We start from the raw sequence: 18134 nt of genomic DNA, 5'->3' as shown, positions 1-18134 counted from the left end.
CTTACAGCCCCTCCCTTCTCTGCAATGAGACAACGGCAATCAGCAGAAATAACAGGGATAAACCGATGTTCAGCAAGATTACGGGCAGCCCCGCCGCTAGATCGTCCGCAAATATAATGTTCATAATAGCTTCGTTCGTCCATGTGAGCGGAGACAGGTCTTTGATCAAAGCTAAAACACCTTCCGCACCCTCGACAGGAAAATAAGCGCCTCCGAAAAATGCAACCAGCGGAATCAACACGTTAATGATCGCCACTGCCGCTTCCCCCGTTCTCGTCAAATAACTGACGCCAAGGCCGAGGCATACGGCAAACAATACGATGCTGAACAGCACGGCCGCCACAAGGGCGAGATGATCTCCCCAGTACGCTTTAAATACGTATTTGCTGAATATGACGACGGCAAAAATACATAATCCGTTTGTCACAAGATTGCCAATCAGCTTGCCGGCAAAAATCTCGCCTTTATGAACCGGCGCCGCGATCAGCCGGTCGGCTGTTTTTCCAAGCCGCTCTCCCCTTATTAAATAACTGGCGCTTAGTGCACTGTAAAGCGCGATCAGAGTGGTCATGGTAACCGCGTAATAATCCATGGAGTTGGGCTTTCTGTCTGAGCTGAGAGACGTCTCCTTGATATAATGGTCACCAGGTGTGTCCCCGAGCACGGCACCCGCTTGCTCAGGAGCGGCTTTGATGATCTCTTGTGCGGCATTGTACCGGTTTGCAAACGCGGTCAGCATTCCTTGAATAATGCTGTTTTTCATACTGTTTTTATCCATTTGGTAAAGCTTGATGCCGCTGTTTTCGATCTCAAGGTAAGCATCGTAGTTCCCTTGTTTGATTTCTTGTTTTCCATCCGTATCAGACAATATTTTTTTAAAATGAACGCCGGATGTTTTCGCTTCTTTTGCGAATGTTTTAAAACCTTCCGAAAACGCTCCGTCAGCCTTGTCTTTATACAGAACATGAACCTCGCCGACCGCTGCTGTTTGCTGATCGAAAGCGTTCGTCAGCGCGGTGCCTAAAATCATAATCAGTACAATCGGAAATGCCAGCATAAAAAGGAATGTCCGCTTGTCCCGAAAAGCCGATACAATTTCTTTTTTCGCAATGATGAGTGTATTCAAACCATGGCCCCCTTTCTAATCGCGCAACTGTCTTCCGGTCAAGGTCAGGAACACGGTTTCCATATTAGGCGCTTTTTCTTCCAATGAACGAATCTCGGCCCCGTTTTTCATCAGCTTCTCAATAATCTGGTTTAAATTATTGACACCTGCATCCGAGTTGATTTTGATCGTATTGTCTTCAAGAGCAGCCGCCTCCACGCCGCTGATCGTTTTCAGTTCGCCGATATCGACATTTTCCGCCGATTTAAGAACGACCTGAATATCTTTCGTGTTGGTAATGATCGATTTCAGCTGCTCCTTCGTTCCTTCGGCGATAATTTTTCCATGATCCACGATGGCGATCCGCGTACAGATCTCTTCAACTTCTTCCATATAATGGCTGGTGTAAATAATCGTGCAGCCCATCGCATTTAACTTTTTGACGGATTCCAAAATATAATTTCTCGAATGCGGATCAATTCCCACCGTTGGTTCATCCATGATGATCAACTTTGGCCTGTGGGCGATCGCGCAGGCGATATTGAGCCTTCTTTTCATTCCGCCTGAAAAATTTTTCGGGAAGCTTTTATGCTTATCGCTTAAACCGACGAACTGCAATGCTTCTTCCACCCGATTGCGCAATTGGGCCCCGCGGAGACCATAGAGTCCGGCGAAAAACTTCACATTTTCATATGCCGTTAAATCCTCGTAAATGGCCAGATCCTGCGGGACAATGCCGATATTCATCTTGGCGAATTTGCGGTGTTTCGCAATGTTTTTTCCGAGAATCAAAATCTCGCCTTCATTGCTTCTCAGCAAACTCGAGATCATGTGAATGGTCGTGCTCTTTCCGGCCCCGTTTGCGCCGAGCAATCCAAATATTTCGCCCTCTTCGATCGAGAGTGATATATTGTCGACGGCAACGAAGTCGCCAAATTTTTTTGTTAGATGATGGATTTCCAATACATTCATGTTCTCACCTCATTTTTATTTCATTATACAAAAAAGATGAATGGTGCGGCAGTGCAGCATTTCATCTTTTTCACATGAGAAAATTCATATTCAATTTATGAAATCATTCATGCTTGGGCAGCAAGGTGGTGACAGAGAAGCCGTTCGAACCGTCAACAATCACCTTTCCGTTAACAGAAGCGGCCCGTTCCTCCATCCCGATGATCCCCATCCCTTTCTTGATTTTCTGTCGCCCTTTTCCATTGTCTTTCACTTCGGCTTTAATGAGTGTATTCAGCACATGAATATAGATGGATACATGTGTCGCTTCTGCATATTTCACCGAGTTTGTCAGTGCTTCGGTGATATTTTCAAACATAATCTTCCACTGAATTTGAGAAATAACATCCAAATCGCCTTTATGCAAAAATGAAATATTCATATGATACCGCGCCGAACATTCATCGATAAACAGCTTCAATCTATGGATACCCATCTGTTCTGAGGGCGGCTTGACGCTTTTTAACGTCAATCTGATATTTTCGATCCCGTCCTTGGAGATGTTAATCGCGTTTTGCAGGAGCTCGGAAGCTTTTTCCTTGTCTATGTCAAGGACGCGCTTCGCCGCTTCGAGCTGAATCAGCGCTCCTGTCATGGAATGGCCGATTTTATCGTGTATTTCCTGGGAAAGCCGGTTCCGCTCCTCAAGCTTATACGTATATTCGGATTGTCTGATGAACTCTTTGTTTTCCCGCAGCATGTTTGTTACCTTCTCCAGGTCTCTTCTCGTTTGATCGATATGATGTTCAAGCTTTTCAATCCGCGCTGCATCTTGGCTTGCCGCCCAGTACAGCAAAAATTGAAAAGCGGCTGTCAACGCGTAGACCGCTGAGATGCTTTCATTGATAAACAAAACCGGAACGATTGAAGCGGCAAGTACCATCCACTTCGGCAGCCCGAAATCAGCTGCTCCTTCATACAGGCTAAAAGGAAGAAATAAAATAAATAGGGGGTGCACCTCGGCATAAGAAAAAATTGAAATGATGACAGACATAATAATAAAAAGCTTTTTTATTTTTCCTTCAGATAAAATTGAAATCCCGAGGTTGATACAGGCGTAAACAAGAATGCTGAACACAAGCCACGGCAGATTGTCAATTTCCGAAGAAACGCATTGATAGATGATAAATCCCAGCAAAATCAGTTTGCCGGTCATAATCCGCAATTCCATGGTGATCCCCCAGATTAAAAGTTAACTTTTCCAGTTAAATAATAAATTGCGATTTGCGTCCGGTGTTCAAGCCCTGTTTTCCCCAAAATCGAGGAAATATAATTGGCAATCGTACCTTCAGAAATAAACAGTTCTTTCGATATTTCTTTATTGGACAGCCCTCTGGCAATCAGGGCCATAATTCCGAGCTCGCGTTCGGTAAACAGGCTTTCGTCTATTTTTGATTCCGCTTCTTTATGCTCCGCCAAATTGGATTTAATCTTGTCGAGGATGATATCCTGCATGACAGTATGGCCGTTGTACACGCTTTTAATTGCGTCTCTAATTCGCTCAGGATCGGCATTTTTCAGCAAATATCCTTTTGCTCCGTTCCGTATGGCAGCGACGATGTATTCGTCATCATCAAACGTTGTTAAAATAAAAGGCTTGGCGCCCGTTTCTGAAATGAGCCGCGCAGCTTCCACTCCATCCATGTTGGGCATGCGGACATCAAGCAGTGCAATATCCACAGCTTGGCCGCGGCAAAATTCGACCGCTTGCAAGCCATCCTCCACCGTCGCCAGCACTTCAAATTCATCATAAGTGCTCAGTATGATTTTCATACCCTCTCTTATGAATGAATTGTCATCCGCAATGATCACTTTAATTTTCATCTTTGAACGGAGACCGGTCCTCCGCCATGCACATCCCTTCTGTCAAAATGCAAAAGCCGGGTCTTTCGCCCTGTTCATAACATTAAATTACCATGAATCAGCCCCTGTTAAAATAAAAAAAAGCCAATCCTTTCAGGAGATTGGCTTTTTAGTAAGCTACAAGTATTTAACAGCTGATACAACAACCATGATCCATGCGGCAATAAACGCCACGCCGCCCAGCGGAGTAATCGCACCGAGGACGCTGATTTGCGTAAGGCTGAGGACATATAAACTTCCTGAAAATAAAACGATTCCGGCAAACATCAGCCAACCTGCCGCAGTTACGCTTCCCGCATCTGTAAGCTTTGACGCGATGAGCGCGACGGCAATTAAACCGAGCGCATGATACATATGATACTGGACGCCGGTCTGCCAGATTTGCAAATATTTCTCGGGAATTTTTCCCTCAAGACCATGAGCTCCGAACGCCCCTAAAGCAACCGCAAGCATCGCATTGACAGCACCTAAAATTAAAAATAATTTCACGATCAAATCGCCCGCCTTTCTTTTATCATCATAGCGCACACACCTTTAATTTCAATGTTTACACATCTCATGACACGATATTGTCAAATTTCTTTTTCCGTAGCTGCATCTGTTCCGCAGCAATCGCTACAATTGTTCCAAGGACAAGCCCATTGCTTAAAATGGAAACAAAAACAGGATGCATTCCTTCCAAAGCACTTTCAGGTACAAACATGACCCCCACGCCGGCAAGGAGCGCAATCCCGGTAACAAAACGGATGCGGCCTGCCTCGTCCTTTTCATAAGAATCGAATTCGGCAAATGCCAGGCCGACCATCGTTGAAAACACGACGAAGTTCACCGCAAAGCCGACCGGAGACGGCAGGCTGGCAAAAGTATTCATGACCAGCGGGAAAAAGCTGATGACGATCACGATCAAACTCCCGAGCAAAAACGGTTTTTTCGAAGACATTCTCGTCGTTTGAATAAACCCGGCCGCCCCGGATATCGGCACCGTGCCTACAGCTCCGAGCAATCCGCTCAGCAAATGGCTGACGGAGGCGATAAATCCGGCAGGACGTGCCCGCCTCCTCTCCTCCAGCTTCTCAAACTGTCTGACCGCTCCTTCAACCACCCGTATGCTGGCGAGCATATTGACGATTAACAATACTGTAATAAATAGCGAAGTAACGACTAATCCGCTGTCAAACAGCGGCATTCCGAACGGAAAAATATCCGGAAGGCGGAACAGCTGGTTCGCATGCTCAGGCGCCTTCGCCACGCCGAATACGGCAAATAAGACCCAGCCGCCGAAAAGCGCAATTAAAATTGAATATTGCTTGAGAACCGGAATGTTTGACCGGCTCATCAGAAACGTAGCCAGCATGACCACAACCGCCAGCAAAAACACGGGTATATCGACCTCGTTTTTCCGGTAGCCGATCCCCATGACACCTTTAACGATCGGATCGCTAAGCTGGATGACCAGCAGCAGTAAATAAATGCCCGTCACAACAGGAGTAAACATCACAGCCAGCTTATCAATAACTTTAAATAAACTAAAAATAAAGAAGAAAACCGCGCTTAGCAGCATCGCTCCCTGCAGCCCCTGAAGCGTTTCAATATGAGTCGCAAATACGGTCCCTGTAAGACCGGAATAAATCGTGTACACGCCCCACCAGAGGCCGGCCGGACTCTCATTAATCGGCAGGCGGTGTCCCAATAAACATTGGATAAAAGCCGTTGTGCCGAGCACGAAAAAAGTGCTTTGAACCAGCCCAGCGGTCTCTGCCTGGTTCAGCCCGAATGACTGCCCGATTGCAATGGGCACCACGATTGCGGCCGCAATAATAAATGCCGTCCATTGTAAAGCCCCAAAAAGCAGTTTCAAGTTGATCAACCTCTCTTTTTTAAAACAGCCGACGGCGCCTAGAAATCAAAAATAGAATCTCCGTTGCCGTCATCTTCGTGCTTTTGTTTCTCTTGTTTTTTGTATTGTTCAGCACCGGCGCTCCCCATCATTTTTTCTAGCATCAGCTGGTCGCTCGATGGTTTATTGGCCGTTTGAACATAGGGTGAAGACTGGACGGACGGCCGCTGCTGCGGTTCAACAATGACGTCGCAAAGGGAGCGGATAACCGCGATGTGCATTTTCAATTCATTTTCCTGGCTGCATTCCTTTGCTTTTTTCAATTCGTCCTCCATCTTCTGCAGCAAACTTGATATATGTATGTTCATCAAATCGATCCTCCAAACCGTTTTCAGTTTCCATTTCATTTTACCAAATTAACTTCTCCCGTGCCGAATGCACTTTGCAAATATCCATTGCGAAAAATTGCCTCTCCTGCTGTGAAATATCACCTTTTGCACTTTTAAAAAAGATATCTGCAGGCAAACGCAGGTGGAAACGCCGATTTTATTACGGCTAAAAGTTGACAGCTGAAAAGGCTGTCACACATAATGAAAAAAAACTTCACTCGAATTTCTAAAAGCGAAAGGAATCAGGGAATGGCAGAACGTACACCCTCCATCGAAACGACCGTTACCGAGCAAAAGCGATATTTTTTAAGCGGGGCAACACTCGCTGTTGAAAATCGTCTGGAACAGCTCAACATTCTTAAGAATGCTGTAAAAAAATATGAACGGGACATACTCGAGGCCCTTCAGAAAGACCTTAATAAATCAGAGCACGAAGCCTATATGACGGAAATCGGCATTGTACTGGAAGAAATCCGCTTCATCAGCAGACGATTAAAAAAATGGGCCAAGCCGAAAAAGGCCAAAACGGCCGTCTCGCACATCGGTTCAAAAAGCATCGTCATTGCGGAGCCTTATGGCACGGTCCTGATCATCGCGCCATGGAACTATCCGTTTCAGCTTGCCGTTTCGCCTCTGATCGGCGCACTTGCTGCGGGGAATACGGCCGTCATCAAACCGTCAGAGCTTGCTCCCGCTGTATCCAGCGTCATATCCAAGATGCTTAAAGAAATCTTTCCCCCCGAATATGTATCCGTTATTGAGGGCGGGGTGGAGACGAATCAAGAGCTTTTGCGGCAAAAATTTGACTATATCTTTTTTACAGGCAGTGTTCCCGTGGGCAAAGTCGTCATGGAAGCCGCAGCAAAACAGCTCATTCCAGTCACACTTGAGCTTGGCGGAAAAAGCCCCTGCATCGTGCACAAGGATGCTGATCTTAAGCTTGCAGCTCAAAGGATTGTTTTCGGAAAGCTGACAAACGCAGGACAGACGTGCATTGCGCCTGATTATCTGCTCGTACACAAAGATGTGAAAAGCGGGCTGTTGCACGCTCTGAAGCAATCGATCCAAACATTTTACGGAAAAGCGCCGGAAAGCCATCCGGCGTACGGAAAAATCATAAGCGAACGTCATTTCGAACGGTTACTCCGCTTTTTACACAACGAGAATATCGTAACAGGCGGAACGTATCAAAAAGACGCACTTAAAATTGCTCCGGCCATTATCGATGAACCCGACTGGGAATCGCCGATCATGCAGGAAGAGATTTTCGGGCCGCTCCTTCCTGTCATCGGCTATGAAACAATCGAAGACGTTATCCAAATGGTTCAAAGCCGCCCTAAACCGCTCGCGCTCTATTTGTTTACGAATGAAAAACCGGTACAGAAGCACATCCTCAGCCGGATTTCATTTGGCGGGGGATGCATCAATGACACGCTGATGCACACAGCCACACCTTACCTCCCCTTCGGCGGCGTAGGCGAAAGCGGAATCGGAAGTTACCATGGGTATCACAGCTTTAAGACGTTTTCCCACGAGAAAAGCGTTTTAAAACAGACAAACCTGTTTGACATTTCATTCCGTTACCCTTCATCAAAAAACGGGCTGCGAATCATCAAAAAACTTCTCAGGTAGATAGGAGCCAGACAAACGAAGAACCGCTTATTTTAGCGGTTCTCGCGATTTTAAAGATTCGGAAGGGACCAATCAATCGGCTCATCACCGATTTGTTCCAAATACTGATTGGCTCTTGAAAACGGTCTGCTCCCGAAAAACCCGTTTCTAGCCGAGAATGGGCTCGGATGCGGCGACTGGATAATGAAATGCTTGGATGTATCGATTCGCTCTTTTTTCATTTGGGCATGCCGGCCCCAGAGAATAAAAACGACCGGCTTATCTCTTTTGTTTAAAACATCTATGATACTGTCTGTCAGCTGTTCCCACCCTTTTCCTTTATGCGAATTTGCCTGGCCCCGTCTCACAGTCAAAACGGTGTTCAGCAGCAGAACGCCTTGCTTGGCCCAACTGACGAGAGAACCGTGATTAGGGATGTCGGCGCCAATGTCATTCTGCAATTCTATAAAGATATTTTTCAAAGAAGGCGGCGGATTGACACCGGGTTGTACGGAAAAGCTTAAGCCATGGGCCTGCCCCGGGCCATGATACGGATCCTGGCCGAGAATCACGACTTTAACATTTTCATAGGAAGTATAATGCAAAGCATTGTATATATCGTTCGGTTCAGGATATACGGTGTGCTCTGCATACTCCCTTTTCAGCATTTCCCTCAGTTCTTGATAGTAAGGCTTATTAAACTCGTCCTTCAGCTGCTGCCACCAGCTGTCATTCAAAATCTGTTTCAATGTTCAGGCCTCCTTAACTCAATTGTCTTGCAGCGGAAAGCCTGGATGCGACCGGTTTTCCGTCCCAGACGATTTCGCTTTCCGCTTCCCTTTTTTTCATAGCAGGTTCTTCGAGAAGTACGAAAAAGTTCTTTGTCGGCAGCTTGCCAAGCTGATGCTTTTCACTCAAGACATCCAAATAATACTGTCTCATTCCGCCAAGATCTCCGGATTGGTTGTCACCCTGATCTGAAAACGCATAGATGACGCTTGCAAAAGGAACCCTTTTCACGCGAAAGCGCTCAGCTGCTCTCAGGAAAAAGTCCCAATCCCAATAATTGTGGACAGCAGGATCAAAATAGCCGATCTCGTCATGAAGAGACCGTTTGTACATACTCCCTGAAGGAACATATGTAGAAAACTTCCTCATTTCATCCAAGTTAAAGGAATACGCAAAAAGATAACGGCTTGTCGGAATTCTTTTATCCTCTTTTTCTTCGAAAGACACAATCTCAGCATCCGAATAAACAAAATCGGCGGTCTCCAGCGCATTCAACATTCTTTCCATATGGCAAGGAGTGAAAAAATCATCATCATCACACAGCATAATAACATCTCCGGAAGCTTCTTTCACCCCTATATTTCTCGCTTTTACATGCTTCACGTTTTCTTTCAGATGGATAACTCTGATCGGAAGGTCTGAATAAAGGCGCTCAACAAAGTCGACGCTCTCCCCGGCATCATTAACAATAATGACTTCAAATGGTGCAACAGACTGTTTTGTAATGGATTCAAGCAATTCGCACAAAGCGGTGACCCGGTTGTGCGTGACAACTACGATAGATATGTTCATATTTGTGATATACGCTCCTTCTTATTTCATTCTAAACATATTAAATCATAATGCGAATAATTTCACATGGATCAAAAGATGGTTTGGTTTTTTATGCCAATCCATTCACGAAATTTGGCAGAGGACCGCTGCACTATAAAGCGGCAGCCATTTCATTGTGATCTTGTGAAAAGCTGTCTATAATAAGTAATAAACCAACTTTGGATGGAATCTCTTATCGTGGAGGATTGACTGAACATGACAATGCACAAAGCACTGACAATCGCCGGCTCTGACTCAAGCGGAGGCGCCGGCATTCAGGCGGACTTAAAAACGTTCCAAGAAAAGAACGTCTATGGAATGACGGCCCTTACGGTTGTTGTCGCCATGGATCCTGAGAACAACTGGAATCACCAGGTATTCCCAGTTGATACAGAAGTCATCCGCGCCCAGCTGTCGACGATTGTGGACGGCATCGGGGTAGATGCGATGAAAACGGGCATGCTTCCGACCGTTGATATCATTGAATTGGCGGCAGACACAATCAAGAAGCACAGCATGAAAAATGTCGTCATTGATCCCGTTATGGTATGTAAAGGAGCAAATGAAGTGCTGTATCCCGAACACGCAAAGGCTTTAAGAGAGCTTTTGGCTCCGCTTGCCACGGTCATTACGCCAAACCTTTTTGAAGCCGGCCAGCTCAGCGGACTTGGAGAAATTAAAACGGTTGAGCAAATGAAGGAAGCGGCAAAAGTCATTCACGGCCTCGGCGCTGAACACGTCCTCATTACAGGAGGAGGCAAACTGAATCACGAAAAAGCGGTAGATGTATTATTTGACGGCCGGGATGCAGAAGTCATCGAAGGAGAAAGAATTGAAACTCCATACACGCACGGGGCGGGCTGCACCTATTCCGCAGCGATTACGGCTGAACTCGCCAAAGGTTCAAATGTAAAAGAAGCCATTTATTCTGCAAAAACATTTATTACGGAAGCCATCCGCGAATCATTCCGTTTGAATCAATACGTCGGGCCGACGAAGCACTCCGCTTTACGGCTCAGCGGCAAATAAAAGCCAGCCCCATTAAAAGGGGCTGGCTTTTATTTAGCTTTCGCGTTTGATCGTTCTTGCAGATGATCTTAAGAAAGTCTCGATCGATTCCACAAAAAGAGCATATTCTTTCATTTGTTCATAAGTGTCTTGAAGTTTCTTTTGTATTTCTTCATCATCCGGAATTGTTTTATCTTCAATACCGCCGATCAGCTTCTTCATCTGAAGGAGCAAACCATTGTATTCCTCTCTCGTATCCTCAATATGATCCGCTATTTTTTTCAAACGCACAGCTGTCAACTTCTGCTGGTTTTGATCCAAAAAAACAACCCCTTTTTCACTGCACTCTCTCTAAAAAAAGCATATCATAAAGGGATTGTACAGAAAATAGCAAACCGCACCCGCTCCCTTTATGCGACCGTCCAGGATGTTACATTCACTATGATTTCTTTTCTGGCACTGATCCAAACATCATTATTTCCCGGGTAAGGAAAATATCTTGCCGTAAAGACTTCCTCTCCCCCATTGACGAAGATTTCAATCGCAGACGCGTCTAAAAAGATGTTTAAATCGCGGAGCTCATGCAAACGACAATGTCTGGCTTCCGTTCTTTCATCAACATAGCTGTTTCTTTCCAAAGTTATGATGCCGTCAGCTTTATTGTAAATGAGTCGCGCGGCACCCCTGAAGGAAATCTCAAAGCTGTCTTCAATAAGTTGCGGGCTGATGAAAAGCTCGGTTTTGTCCGGTTGAACAATGTCCAGTTTTTCGGTGCCTTGATTAAGTGATATTGCTGCGCGTTTTTCGTTTTGGCGGAGCGTTCTAAGCTCCGCGACCGGTTTTTGAACGATTTTATCGTTTTGCAAATGCAGTTCCCTCGGCAATGTCATACAGTGCACCCATTGATGCTGAATCGTCGGCTGGCTCTGTTCATCCTGGTCTGGAACACCCATCCAGGCAACCAGTATCCTCCGGCCTGATTCGTCTTTTGTCGTCTGCGGCGCATAAAAATCAAAGCCGCGGTCAAGCTCTTCAAAGTCTCCGTGTGTAAAACCCGGTTTCTGCTCGTTCAATTCACCGACAAAATAACCTGACTGATAGACGTTTTGGTAGCGCATCTCTTTTGCTTCAAGGCCTTGCGGACAGACAATTAAGACGTCTTTGCCGTTTAGTTCGAACATGTCAGGGCATTCCCACATATAGCCGAATTCCCCGAGCTGATCTGTATTTGAACCTGTGATGTCGCCAAGGAACTGCCAGTCTTTCAAATTATCCGATTGAAACAGAACGGCTCTGCCCTCAAGTTTTTCAGTCTGGGCGCCGAGCACCATGTACCAGCTGCCACTCTTTTTCCATACTTTCGGATCGCGGAAATGAGCCGTGTATCCTTTCGGAAGCCTTGCAACAACCCCCTGTTTTTCAAACGAGATGCCGTCTTTCGAAACGGCGAGACATTGATAGGTCTCCCTATTTCCCTCGTCATCTCTGACATTCCCCGTATAAAACAGGTGGAGCACATTATTTTCAGCGATCGCGCTTCCTGAATAACAGCCGTTTTTATCAAACCAGTCGCTCGGCGTGAGGGCGATCTCTTCATGCCGCCAGTTCACGAGATCTGTTGAAGAGTAGTGCCCCCACAGCTTTGCACCGTGCCCCGTTTTAAAAGGCATCCACTGATAAAAAAGATGGTAAACTCCCTTCCACTGAATGAATCCGTTCGGATCATTCAGCAGTCCGACAGGAGGTATGATGTGATAATGCAGCCGATAGGGATCAAGGTTTACAATATCCCGGTATTCTTCAACCCGGTTTATTGCCTTTTGACGAAGCTCCTGATCTTGATTCATCGTTTTCCCCTCCTTCCGTCACTTTTTCTCGTCTTCATTAATTCCTAAGATAAAGGCTGTGATAAACGCGACAGACACAGAGATCGCCATTCCGATTAAATAATGGATCAGGTTGCCCATTCCAAGCGGAGCAACAATCGCAATCATCGGTATTCCCGTCAAACCGTAGGCGTTTGCCGCAACATTCATAAAGACAACGTATGCAGCACCGAGCGCTCCACCGGCCATTGCCGCGATAAACGGCTTGCGGTAACGGAGGTTAACACCGAAAATAACAGGTTCGGTAATGCCGAGAAAAGAAGAGAAAGCAGCAGGTAAAGCGATTTCTTTTGTTTTTGCGCGCTTTGCCAAAAAGAATACGGCAAGTCCGGCCCCGCCTTGGGCGACATTGGACATAGACCAGATCGGAAGCAGGTAGTTCCTGCCGATATCAGCGATAAGGCCGGCCTCAATCGCGTGGAAACTGTGGTGAACACCAGTTAAAACGATCAGCGAGTATGTTCCTCCGAAAATCAGTCCGGCAACAGGTCCGGCAAGATCATACACATAAGTTAAAACGTTCGTGATCCCTGTACCAAGCATTCTTCCTAAAGGACCGATTGCGATAAAGGCAATAAATCCCGTTGAAATAATCGTGACAAACGGTGTCACTAAAAGATCGATCGCGTTTGGAACAATTTTTCTTACGCCTTTTTCGATTTTACTCATCACATACACGGCAAGCAAAATTGGAACAACGGTTCCTTGATAGCCCAGCATCTCAATTTTGAGCCCGTAAAAGTTCATCACATCCGGAGATGCAGTTGCCAGTCCCCAAGGATTGAACAAGCTCGGGTGAATTAAAATACCTCCAAGTACAGCCCCCAGGTAAGGATTGCTGCCAAATTCTTTCGCAGCACTGACACCGATCAAGATCGGAAGGATAATAAATGCCGCGCTTGAGAACATATCAAGCATTTTATACAGCGCTGCATCAGGATCGACCCACTGAAATGCCTTCATCATCCCCAACAGCCCCATTAATAAACCGCTTGCAACAATGGCCGGGATGATGGGCACGAAAATATTTGACAGCGTTTTCGCGAATCGCGCTAAAGGATTCATTTTTCCCTTTGCGGCATCGCTGTGCTGAACCGTTTCCTTTTGGTCAAGATTCAGCTCTTTGGCAAACTGTTCATACACTTTATTAACAAGTCCTGTTCCGAAAATAATCTGGTATTGGCCAGAGCTCGAAAAGGCTCCTTTTACACCTTCCAACTCTTCGACCTTTTCCTGGTCGATTTTCGCTTCGTCCTTGATCACCAAACGAAGCCTTGTCGCACAATGAGCTGCACTGATGACATTATCTTCTCCGCCAAGAAGCTGTATAAGACGTACGGCGATTTCTTTGTGATTCATGATGACTCCTCCTTTTTTTAAAAAAAAGCAGAAAAGACCTAAAATTCACCAACGAATGACGGATAGATTCTCCCCATTCATCTAGCAAATTTTAGGTCTTGCCTGCTTTACCAGTCACAATCCCCGGTATTTATTTTTTAATACGCTTTCATTTTATTATGTGATAACGCTTTCGTCAACTACTTTTTTATTTTCTGTGAAAATCGACCTAAAAAAAGCCTGATCGCACGTTATCAGGCGGTATTACCTATAGGAATCATTTAAACGCTGGACATGCAGCGTAATATATCCGACTTCCGATTCCGGAAGATGAAGATCATATTCAGTTTTCACGTAATCCGCCAGCCCTGCCGCACACTGGTAGCTTTCAGGATACTTTTTCCGGATGAAATAAAGCATGTCATCGTCCATGACATGAAACGCTTCATTTGATTCCAGCCTGTTGATGGCATACCTGAGATGCGTGACAAGACGCTGATATGAGATGCTGTTTTCGTCAATCTTCTGATTGAAACAGCATTCGATTTTTTCTATCAATTCTTTGATGATGTTCGTGTATTTAAGCGTCTTCTGCATGTTTTCCGCATCCATTTTTGCGGTATGAATATGCAGCGCAATATAACCCGCTTCATCATCAGGCAATTCGACTTTCAATTTTTCTTTGACCAAATCGATTGCCCAGAGTCCGATCTCATATTCTTTTTTATAAAGCGCTTTGATTTCATTTAATAATTTATTTTGAATGACGAATCCTTTGCGGACTCGCTCGATCGCAAATGACAAATGATCCACAAGGGCGATGTGGATATGATCGCTCAACGGTGCGGACAGCCGCCCTTCCGCATAGCTGATGATCTCTTCGGCAGCTTCAATATGTTCTTCCGGAAGTGTTTCGAGGATTTGTTTAAACTTTTCATTTTCTTCATGAATGGTAAAAATTTTTTCTACCTTGTTTCTTGGAATGGTATCGTTTTTGCCTTTTTGAAAAGCGATACCAGGCCCCATGACAATTTTTTCTTGACCATCCTCCTTTATGATTGCTGCATTGTTGTTCAATACTTTATAGATTTTCAAAGCCGTCACCCACTTCCCGTTATGAGTGGGATTTTACCTTGTTTAAGTTCCCGTGTAAAGAGTTGGTCCGGCTCTTACCCTCTTCACCGCTTTTTGGCAAACAGCCCGGTTGGGTTCTGTCGTAAAACTGCCTGGCATCGCTCTCTTACAGCCCGACATCCGCTCTGTTGATTCTTCTCTTTTTTCCGAAAAGCCGCCTGCCTGATAAGCATCGGCAGCCTGATATGTACCGCCGGCGAACGCCATCACCTTCATCTGAGTCTCTCTGACAGGCACCACCGCATTCAGCAGCACGGCCGTCCATAATTTTAAAAATGATATCAAACCTTTCATACCGATCCCCTCCAGTTTCGTTGTGATAAAACTAGCAACTCTATTAAACTTTCTTGCTCTATCTTATCCCAGCAAAATGAAAATGTTTGTCACAATGTGTGTGCAAAATGATTCTAGTTTTTAGAAGTTTTGTTGAAAACTGATGGAAACGCATGATTCAACGGAAACAAACCATGAATGTAACTTACTCACAGCTTATCCTAAGGATAAACACATATTACCCACAGGGTATATCCACATATCCACATATTTATTCAACATTTAGTATAAGAACGTATATTCCCTACAATATCTATACACAAGTTTATTCACTTATACACAGTAAATTGTGCATAAATCTAAAGACATCCACTCCAATACATTGAATCTTTGAAAATTATTTCTATATATAGAAGGATTTTTTTGAAACTGAGAGAATATTTTAAAGGTTCGAAACTCTAAGGATTACAAAGAAACCATTTATCCGTAAGGGGGAAAACAGATTGAGAAAAAGTATCATGCGCTATTTCGTCATGGCTTTTATTCTATTATTTTCGTTATCCACATTCCTCACCGGAGTGCAGGCAACATCCGTTCCCGATCAAAAGTCGCCTGAACTTGAGAAAGCTGAAATCTACGGTGATATTGATGTGACGTCTGATAAACAGACAACAGTTATTGTGGAGCTGAAAGAAAAGTCGCTTGCCGAAGCAAAAGCGGATGGGGAAAAGCAAACGAAAGCTTCTTTAAAAACCGCTCGCAGCAAAGCGAAAAACAGTGCGCTGAAAACACTCAAAAAAGCGAAAATAAACCGCGAATACGACCGTGTATTTTCGGGTTTTTCAATGAAACTGCCGGCCAGTGAAATTCCGAAGCTGCTCGCCGTCAAGGAAGTAAAAGCGGTTTATCCGAACGCAGCTTACAAACCTGACAGCATAAAAGGAAAAGACGTGACACTTGCAGCGGATGCCATTTATCCACAGATGGATAAAAGTGCACCGTACATCGGAGCAGATCAGGCATGGAAATCAGGCTATACCGGTAAAGGCATTAAGGTAGCTGTCATTGACACGGGTGTGGATTACACACATCCTGACTTAAAGAAAAATTTCGGCCCATATAAGGGGTATGACTTTGTGGATAATGACTATGATCCACAAGAAACACCGGCAGGCGACCCGCGCGGAGAAACGACTGATCACGGCACCCATGTTGCGGGGACCATCGCCGCGAACGGTCAGATTAAAGGGGTGGCGCCTGAAGCAACGCTTCTTGCTTACCGTGTGCTCGGCCCCGGCGGCTCAGGAACAACCGAGAACGTGATTGCAGGCATTGAAAAAGCCGTCGCGGACGGAGCAAAAGTGATGAACCTCTCATTGGGCAATTCACTGAACAGCCCTGATTATGCAACAAGCATCGCACTGGACTGGGCGATGGCCGAAGGAGTTGTCGCCGTTACGTCAAACGGAAACAGCGGACTGGAAAACTGGACGGTCGGCTCGCCGGGAACTTCAAGGGATGCGATTTCCGTCGGCGCCTCGCAGCTTCCATATAATGAATATTCTGTGAGGCTTCCTTCGTATTCGTCAGCAAAAGTGATGGGATACCAGGAGGAAAAAGATCTTGAAGCTTTGAACGGTCAAGACGTGGAACTTGTTGAAGCCGGCATCGGACAAGCTGACGATTTCAAAGGCAAAGATGTGAAAGGAAAAGTAGCGGTTATCCAAAGAGGCGTCATTCCATTTGTGGATAAGGCCGAAAACGCCAAAAACGCCGGTGCTGTCGGAGCCGTGATTTACAATAATGTAACAGGGGAAATCGAGGCCAACGTTATGGGGATGGCTGTACCGACTGTCAAATTGTCGAAAGAAGAGGGCGAAAAGCTTGTTCAACAGATCAAAGAAGGGAAACGCTCTGCTGTCTTTTCTTTCAAATTGGACAAAAAGCTCGGGGAAACGATTGCCTCCTTCTCGTCGCGCGGACCTGTCATGGATACATGGATGATTAAACCTGACGTTTCAGCGCCAGGCGTCAATATCGTCAGCACCATTCCGACCCACGATCCGAAAAACCCTCACGGTTACGGTTCAAAGCAGGGTACAAGCATGGCTTCCCCGCATGTCGCGGGAACGGCAGCCCTATTAAAGCAGGCCAAACCGGATTGGACGCCAGAGCAAATCAAAGGCGTGCTGATGAATACGGCGGAAAAATTGACGGATGAAAACGGAAAGCCTCTCCCTCACAATACGCAAGGAGCGGGCAGCATCCGCATCATCGAGGCCCTTCATGCTTCATCAATTGTAACGCCGGGCAGCCACTCATACGGAACGTTCCTGAAAGACAAAGGAAAACAAACGAAAAAACAAGCGTTCACAATTGAAAACCTTTCTTCATTCAGAAAAGCCTATCAGCTCGAATACTCCTTTAAAGGAGCGGGCATCACGGTATCAGGAACGGAACGAGTCGTGGTACCGGCCCATCAAACAGGTAAAGCAACGGCAAAAGTAACCGTCAATTCCGCCAAAACGAAAGCAGGCACATATGAAGGCACGGTTTACGTCCGTGAAGGAGGCAGAAAAGTCGCCGAAATTCCGCTCCTGTTGATCGTCAAAGAGCCTGACTACCCGCGCGTCACATCCGTAACGGTTGAACCGGGGGCAAAGCAGGGTGCTTACACGATCGAAGCCTACCTGCCGGGCGGGGCTGAAGAGCTCGCATTTCTCGTCTATGATGAAAATCTGAACCTTCTCGGGCAGGCCGGCGTTTATAAAAACCAAGGCAAAGGCTATCAATCTTATCAATGGAACGGCAAAATCAATGACGCCGCAACCCTTAAGTCCGGAAAATACTATATGCTAGCCTATGCGTCCGCCAAAGGAAAATCAAGCTACATTCTGACGGAAGACCCTTTTATCGTCGAATAATGACAAGCCTTGTTGAGAACCACTCAACAAGGCTTTTATATGTTAAAATACGGATAATGCGTTCAGGAGAAGCTCTCCCTTCTCTTCAAAACGTGAAAAAAGCAATCGGAGGACATCGTATATATTCTTTCTTTTATCGTATTATTCGGCTTA

At 45.6% G+C, this 18134-nt stretch carries 17 protein-coding genes; 3 read left to right on the top strand and 14 right to left on the bottom strand.

Annotation, left to right across the window (positions count from 1 at the left end):
- Nucleotide 1: 1 nt before the first annotated feature.
- The 7 genes from ACH97_RS04155 to ACH97_RS04125 all read right to left on the bottom strand — a co-directional run bounded on the left by ACH97_RS04155 (nucleotide 2) and on the right by ACH97_RS04125 (nucleotide 6184).
- Nucleotides 2-1126 carry an ABC transporter permease gene (locus ACH97_RS04155; protein WP_023857032.1) on the bottom strand — a complete coding sequence of 375 codons (1125 nt, stop codon included), beginning with the start codon at nucleotides 1124-1126 and terminating at the stop codon, nucleotides 2-4.
- Between the two features lie 15 nt (nucleotides 1127-1141).
- Nucleotides 1142-2077 carry an ABC transporter ATP-binding protein gene (locus ACH97_RS04150; protein ID WP_057957812.1) on the bottom strand — a complete coding sequence of 312 codons (936 nt, stop codon included), beginning with the start codon at nucleotides 2075-2077 and terminating at the stop codon, nucleotides 1142-1144.
- Between the two features lie 103 nt (nucleotides 2078-2180).
- Nucleotides 2181-3287, bottom strand: coding sequence for a sensor histidine kinase (locus ACH97_RS04145; RefSeq protein WP_023857030.1), 1107 nt, complete (start codon nucleotides 3285-3287; stop codon nucleotides 2181-2183).
- Nucleotides 3288-3301: 14 nt separating this feature from the next.
- Nucleotides 3302-3940 carry a response regulator gene (locus ACH97_RS04140; protein WP_023857029.1) on the bottom strand — a complete coding sequence of 213 codons (639 nt, stop codon included), beginning with the start codon at nucleotides 3938-3940 and terminating at the stop codon, nucleotides 3302-3304.
- 156 nt (nucleotides 3941-4096) lie between these two features.
- Nucleotides 4097-4468 (bottom strand): DUF423 domain-containing protein, encoded by a 372-nt coding sequence (locus ACH97_RS04135; RefSeq protein ID WP_025810614.1) that lies wholly within the window; start codon nucleotides 4466-4468, stop codon nucleotides 4097-4099.
- Between the two features lie 67 nt (nucleotides 4469-4535).
- Nucleotides 4536-5837 carry a purine/pyrimidine permease gene (locus ACH97_RS04130; RefSeq protein ID WP_023857027.1) on the bottom strand — a complete coding sequence of 434 codons (1302 nt, stop codon included), beginning with the start codon at nucleotides 5835-5837 and terminating at the stop codon, nucleotides 4536-4538.
- 38 nt (nucleotides 5838-5875) lie between these two features.
- The gene (locus ACH97_RS04125; protein ID WP_023857026.1) at nucleotides 5876-6184 is read right to left on the bottom strand and encodes a YwdI family protein; all 309 of its coding nucleotides are present in this window, start codon (nucleotides 6182-6184) and stop codon (nucleotides 5876-5878) included.
- A 270-nt stretch (nucleotides 6185-6454) separates the two neighbouring features.
- On the opposite strand from ACH97_RS04125, the gene ACH97_RS04120 reads away from it, so the two are divergent.
- Nucleotides 6455-7837 carry an aldehyde dehydrogenase gene (locus tag ACH97_RS04120; RefSeq protein WP_048350108.1) on the top strand — a complete coding sequence of 461 codons (1383 nt, stop codon included), beginning with the start codon at nucleotides 6455-6457 and terminating at the stop codon, nucleotides 7835-7837.
- Nucleotides 7838-7887: 50 nt separating this feature from the next.
- On the opposite strand, the gene ACH97_RS04115 is transcribed toward ACH97_RS04120, so the two are convergent.
- Both ACH97_RS04115 and ACH97_RS04110 read right to left on the bottom strand, forming a co-directional pair.
- Complete coding sequence (locus ACH97_RS04115; RefSeq protein WP_020453337.1) at nucleotides 7888-8565, bottom strand: uracil-DNA glycosylase; 678 nt, start codon at nucleotides 8563-8565, stop codon at nucleotides 7888-7890.
- Nucleotides 8566-8578: 13 nt separating this feature from the next.
- Nucleotides 8579-9397, bottom strand: a complete 819-nt coding sequence (locus tag ACH97_RS04110) for a glycosyltransferase family 2 protein (protein WP_020453338.1) — start codon at nucleotides 9395-9397, stop codon at nucleotides 8579-8581.
- 237 nt (nucleotides 9398-9634) lie between these two features.
- On the opposite strand from ACH97_RS04110, the gene ACH97_RS04105 reads away from it, so the two are divergent.
- Nucleotides 9635-10447, top strand: a complete 813-nt coding sequence (locus ACH97_RS04105) for a bifunctional hydroxymethylpyrimidine kinase/phosphomethylpyrimidine kinase (RefSeq protein ID WP_020453339.1) — start codon at nucleotides 9635-9637, stop codon at nucleotides 10445-10447.
- 33 nt (nucleotides 10448-10480) lie between these two features.
- Here ACH97_RS04105 and ACH97_RS04100 read toward each other — a convergent pair whose 3' ends face one another.
- The 5 genes from ACH97_RS04100 to ACH97_RS04080 form a co-directional block, all read right to left on the bottom strand.
- Nucleotides 10481-10747, bottom strand: coding sequence for a hypothetical protein (locus tag ACH97_RS04100; RefSeq protein ID WP_023857023.1), 267 nt, complete (start codon nucleotides 10745-10747; stop codon nucleotides 10481-10483).
- Between the two features lie 89 nt (nucleotides 10748-10836).
- Nucleotides 10837-12273, bottom strand: a complete 1437-nt coding sequence (locus ACH97_RS04095; protein ID WP_048350107.1) for a sucrose-6-phosphate hydrolase — start codon at nucleotides 12271-12273, stop codon at nucleotides 10837-10839.
- A gap of 18 nt (nucleotides 12274-12291) precedes the next feature.
- A complete protein-coding gene (locus ACH97_RS04090; RefSeq protein WP_023857021.1) occupies nucleotides 12292-13671 on the bottom strand; it encodes a sucrose-specific PTS transporter subunit IIBC in 1380 nt (459 codons plus the stop codon).
- 243 nt (nucleotides 13672-13914) lie between these two features.
- A complete protein-coding gene (locus ACH97_RS04085; RefSeq protein WP_023857020.1) occupies nucleotides 13915-14745 on the bottom strand; it encodes a PRD domain-containing protein in 831 nt (276 codons plus the stop codon).
- A gap of 42 nt (nucleotides 14746-14787) precedes the next feature.
- Nucleotides 14788-15078 carry a hypothetical protein gene (locus tag ACH97_RS04080; protein WP_023857019.1) on the bottom strand — a complete coding sequence of 97 codons (291 nt, stop codon included), beginning with the start codon at nucleotides 15076-15078 and terminating at the stop codon, nucleotides 14788-14790.
- Between the two features lie 482 nt (nucleotides 15079-15560).
- Here ACH97_RS04080 and ACH97_RS04075 point away from each other — a divergent pair, with 482 nt between their 5' ends.
- Complete coding sequence (locus ACH97_RS04075) at nucleotides 15561-17981, top strand: S8 family peptidase (protein WP_057957811.1); 2421 nt, start codon at nucleotides 15561-15563, stop codon at nucleotides 17979-17981.
- The last annotated feature ends 153 nt before the right edge of the window (nucleotides 17982-18134 follow it).

The sequence above is a fragment of the Bacillus paralicheniformis genome (assembly GCF_001042485.2).
GTDB lineage: Bacteria > Bacillota > Bacilli > Bacillales > Bacillaceae > Bacillus > Bacillus paralicheniformis.
Note: the sequence above shows the minus strand (reverse complement) of the source record. Positions and strands in the feature narration are given on the sequence as shown.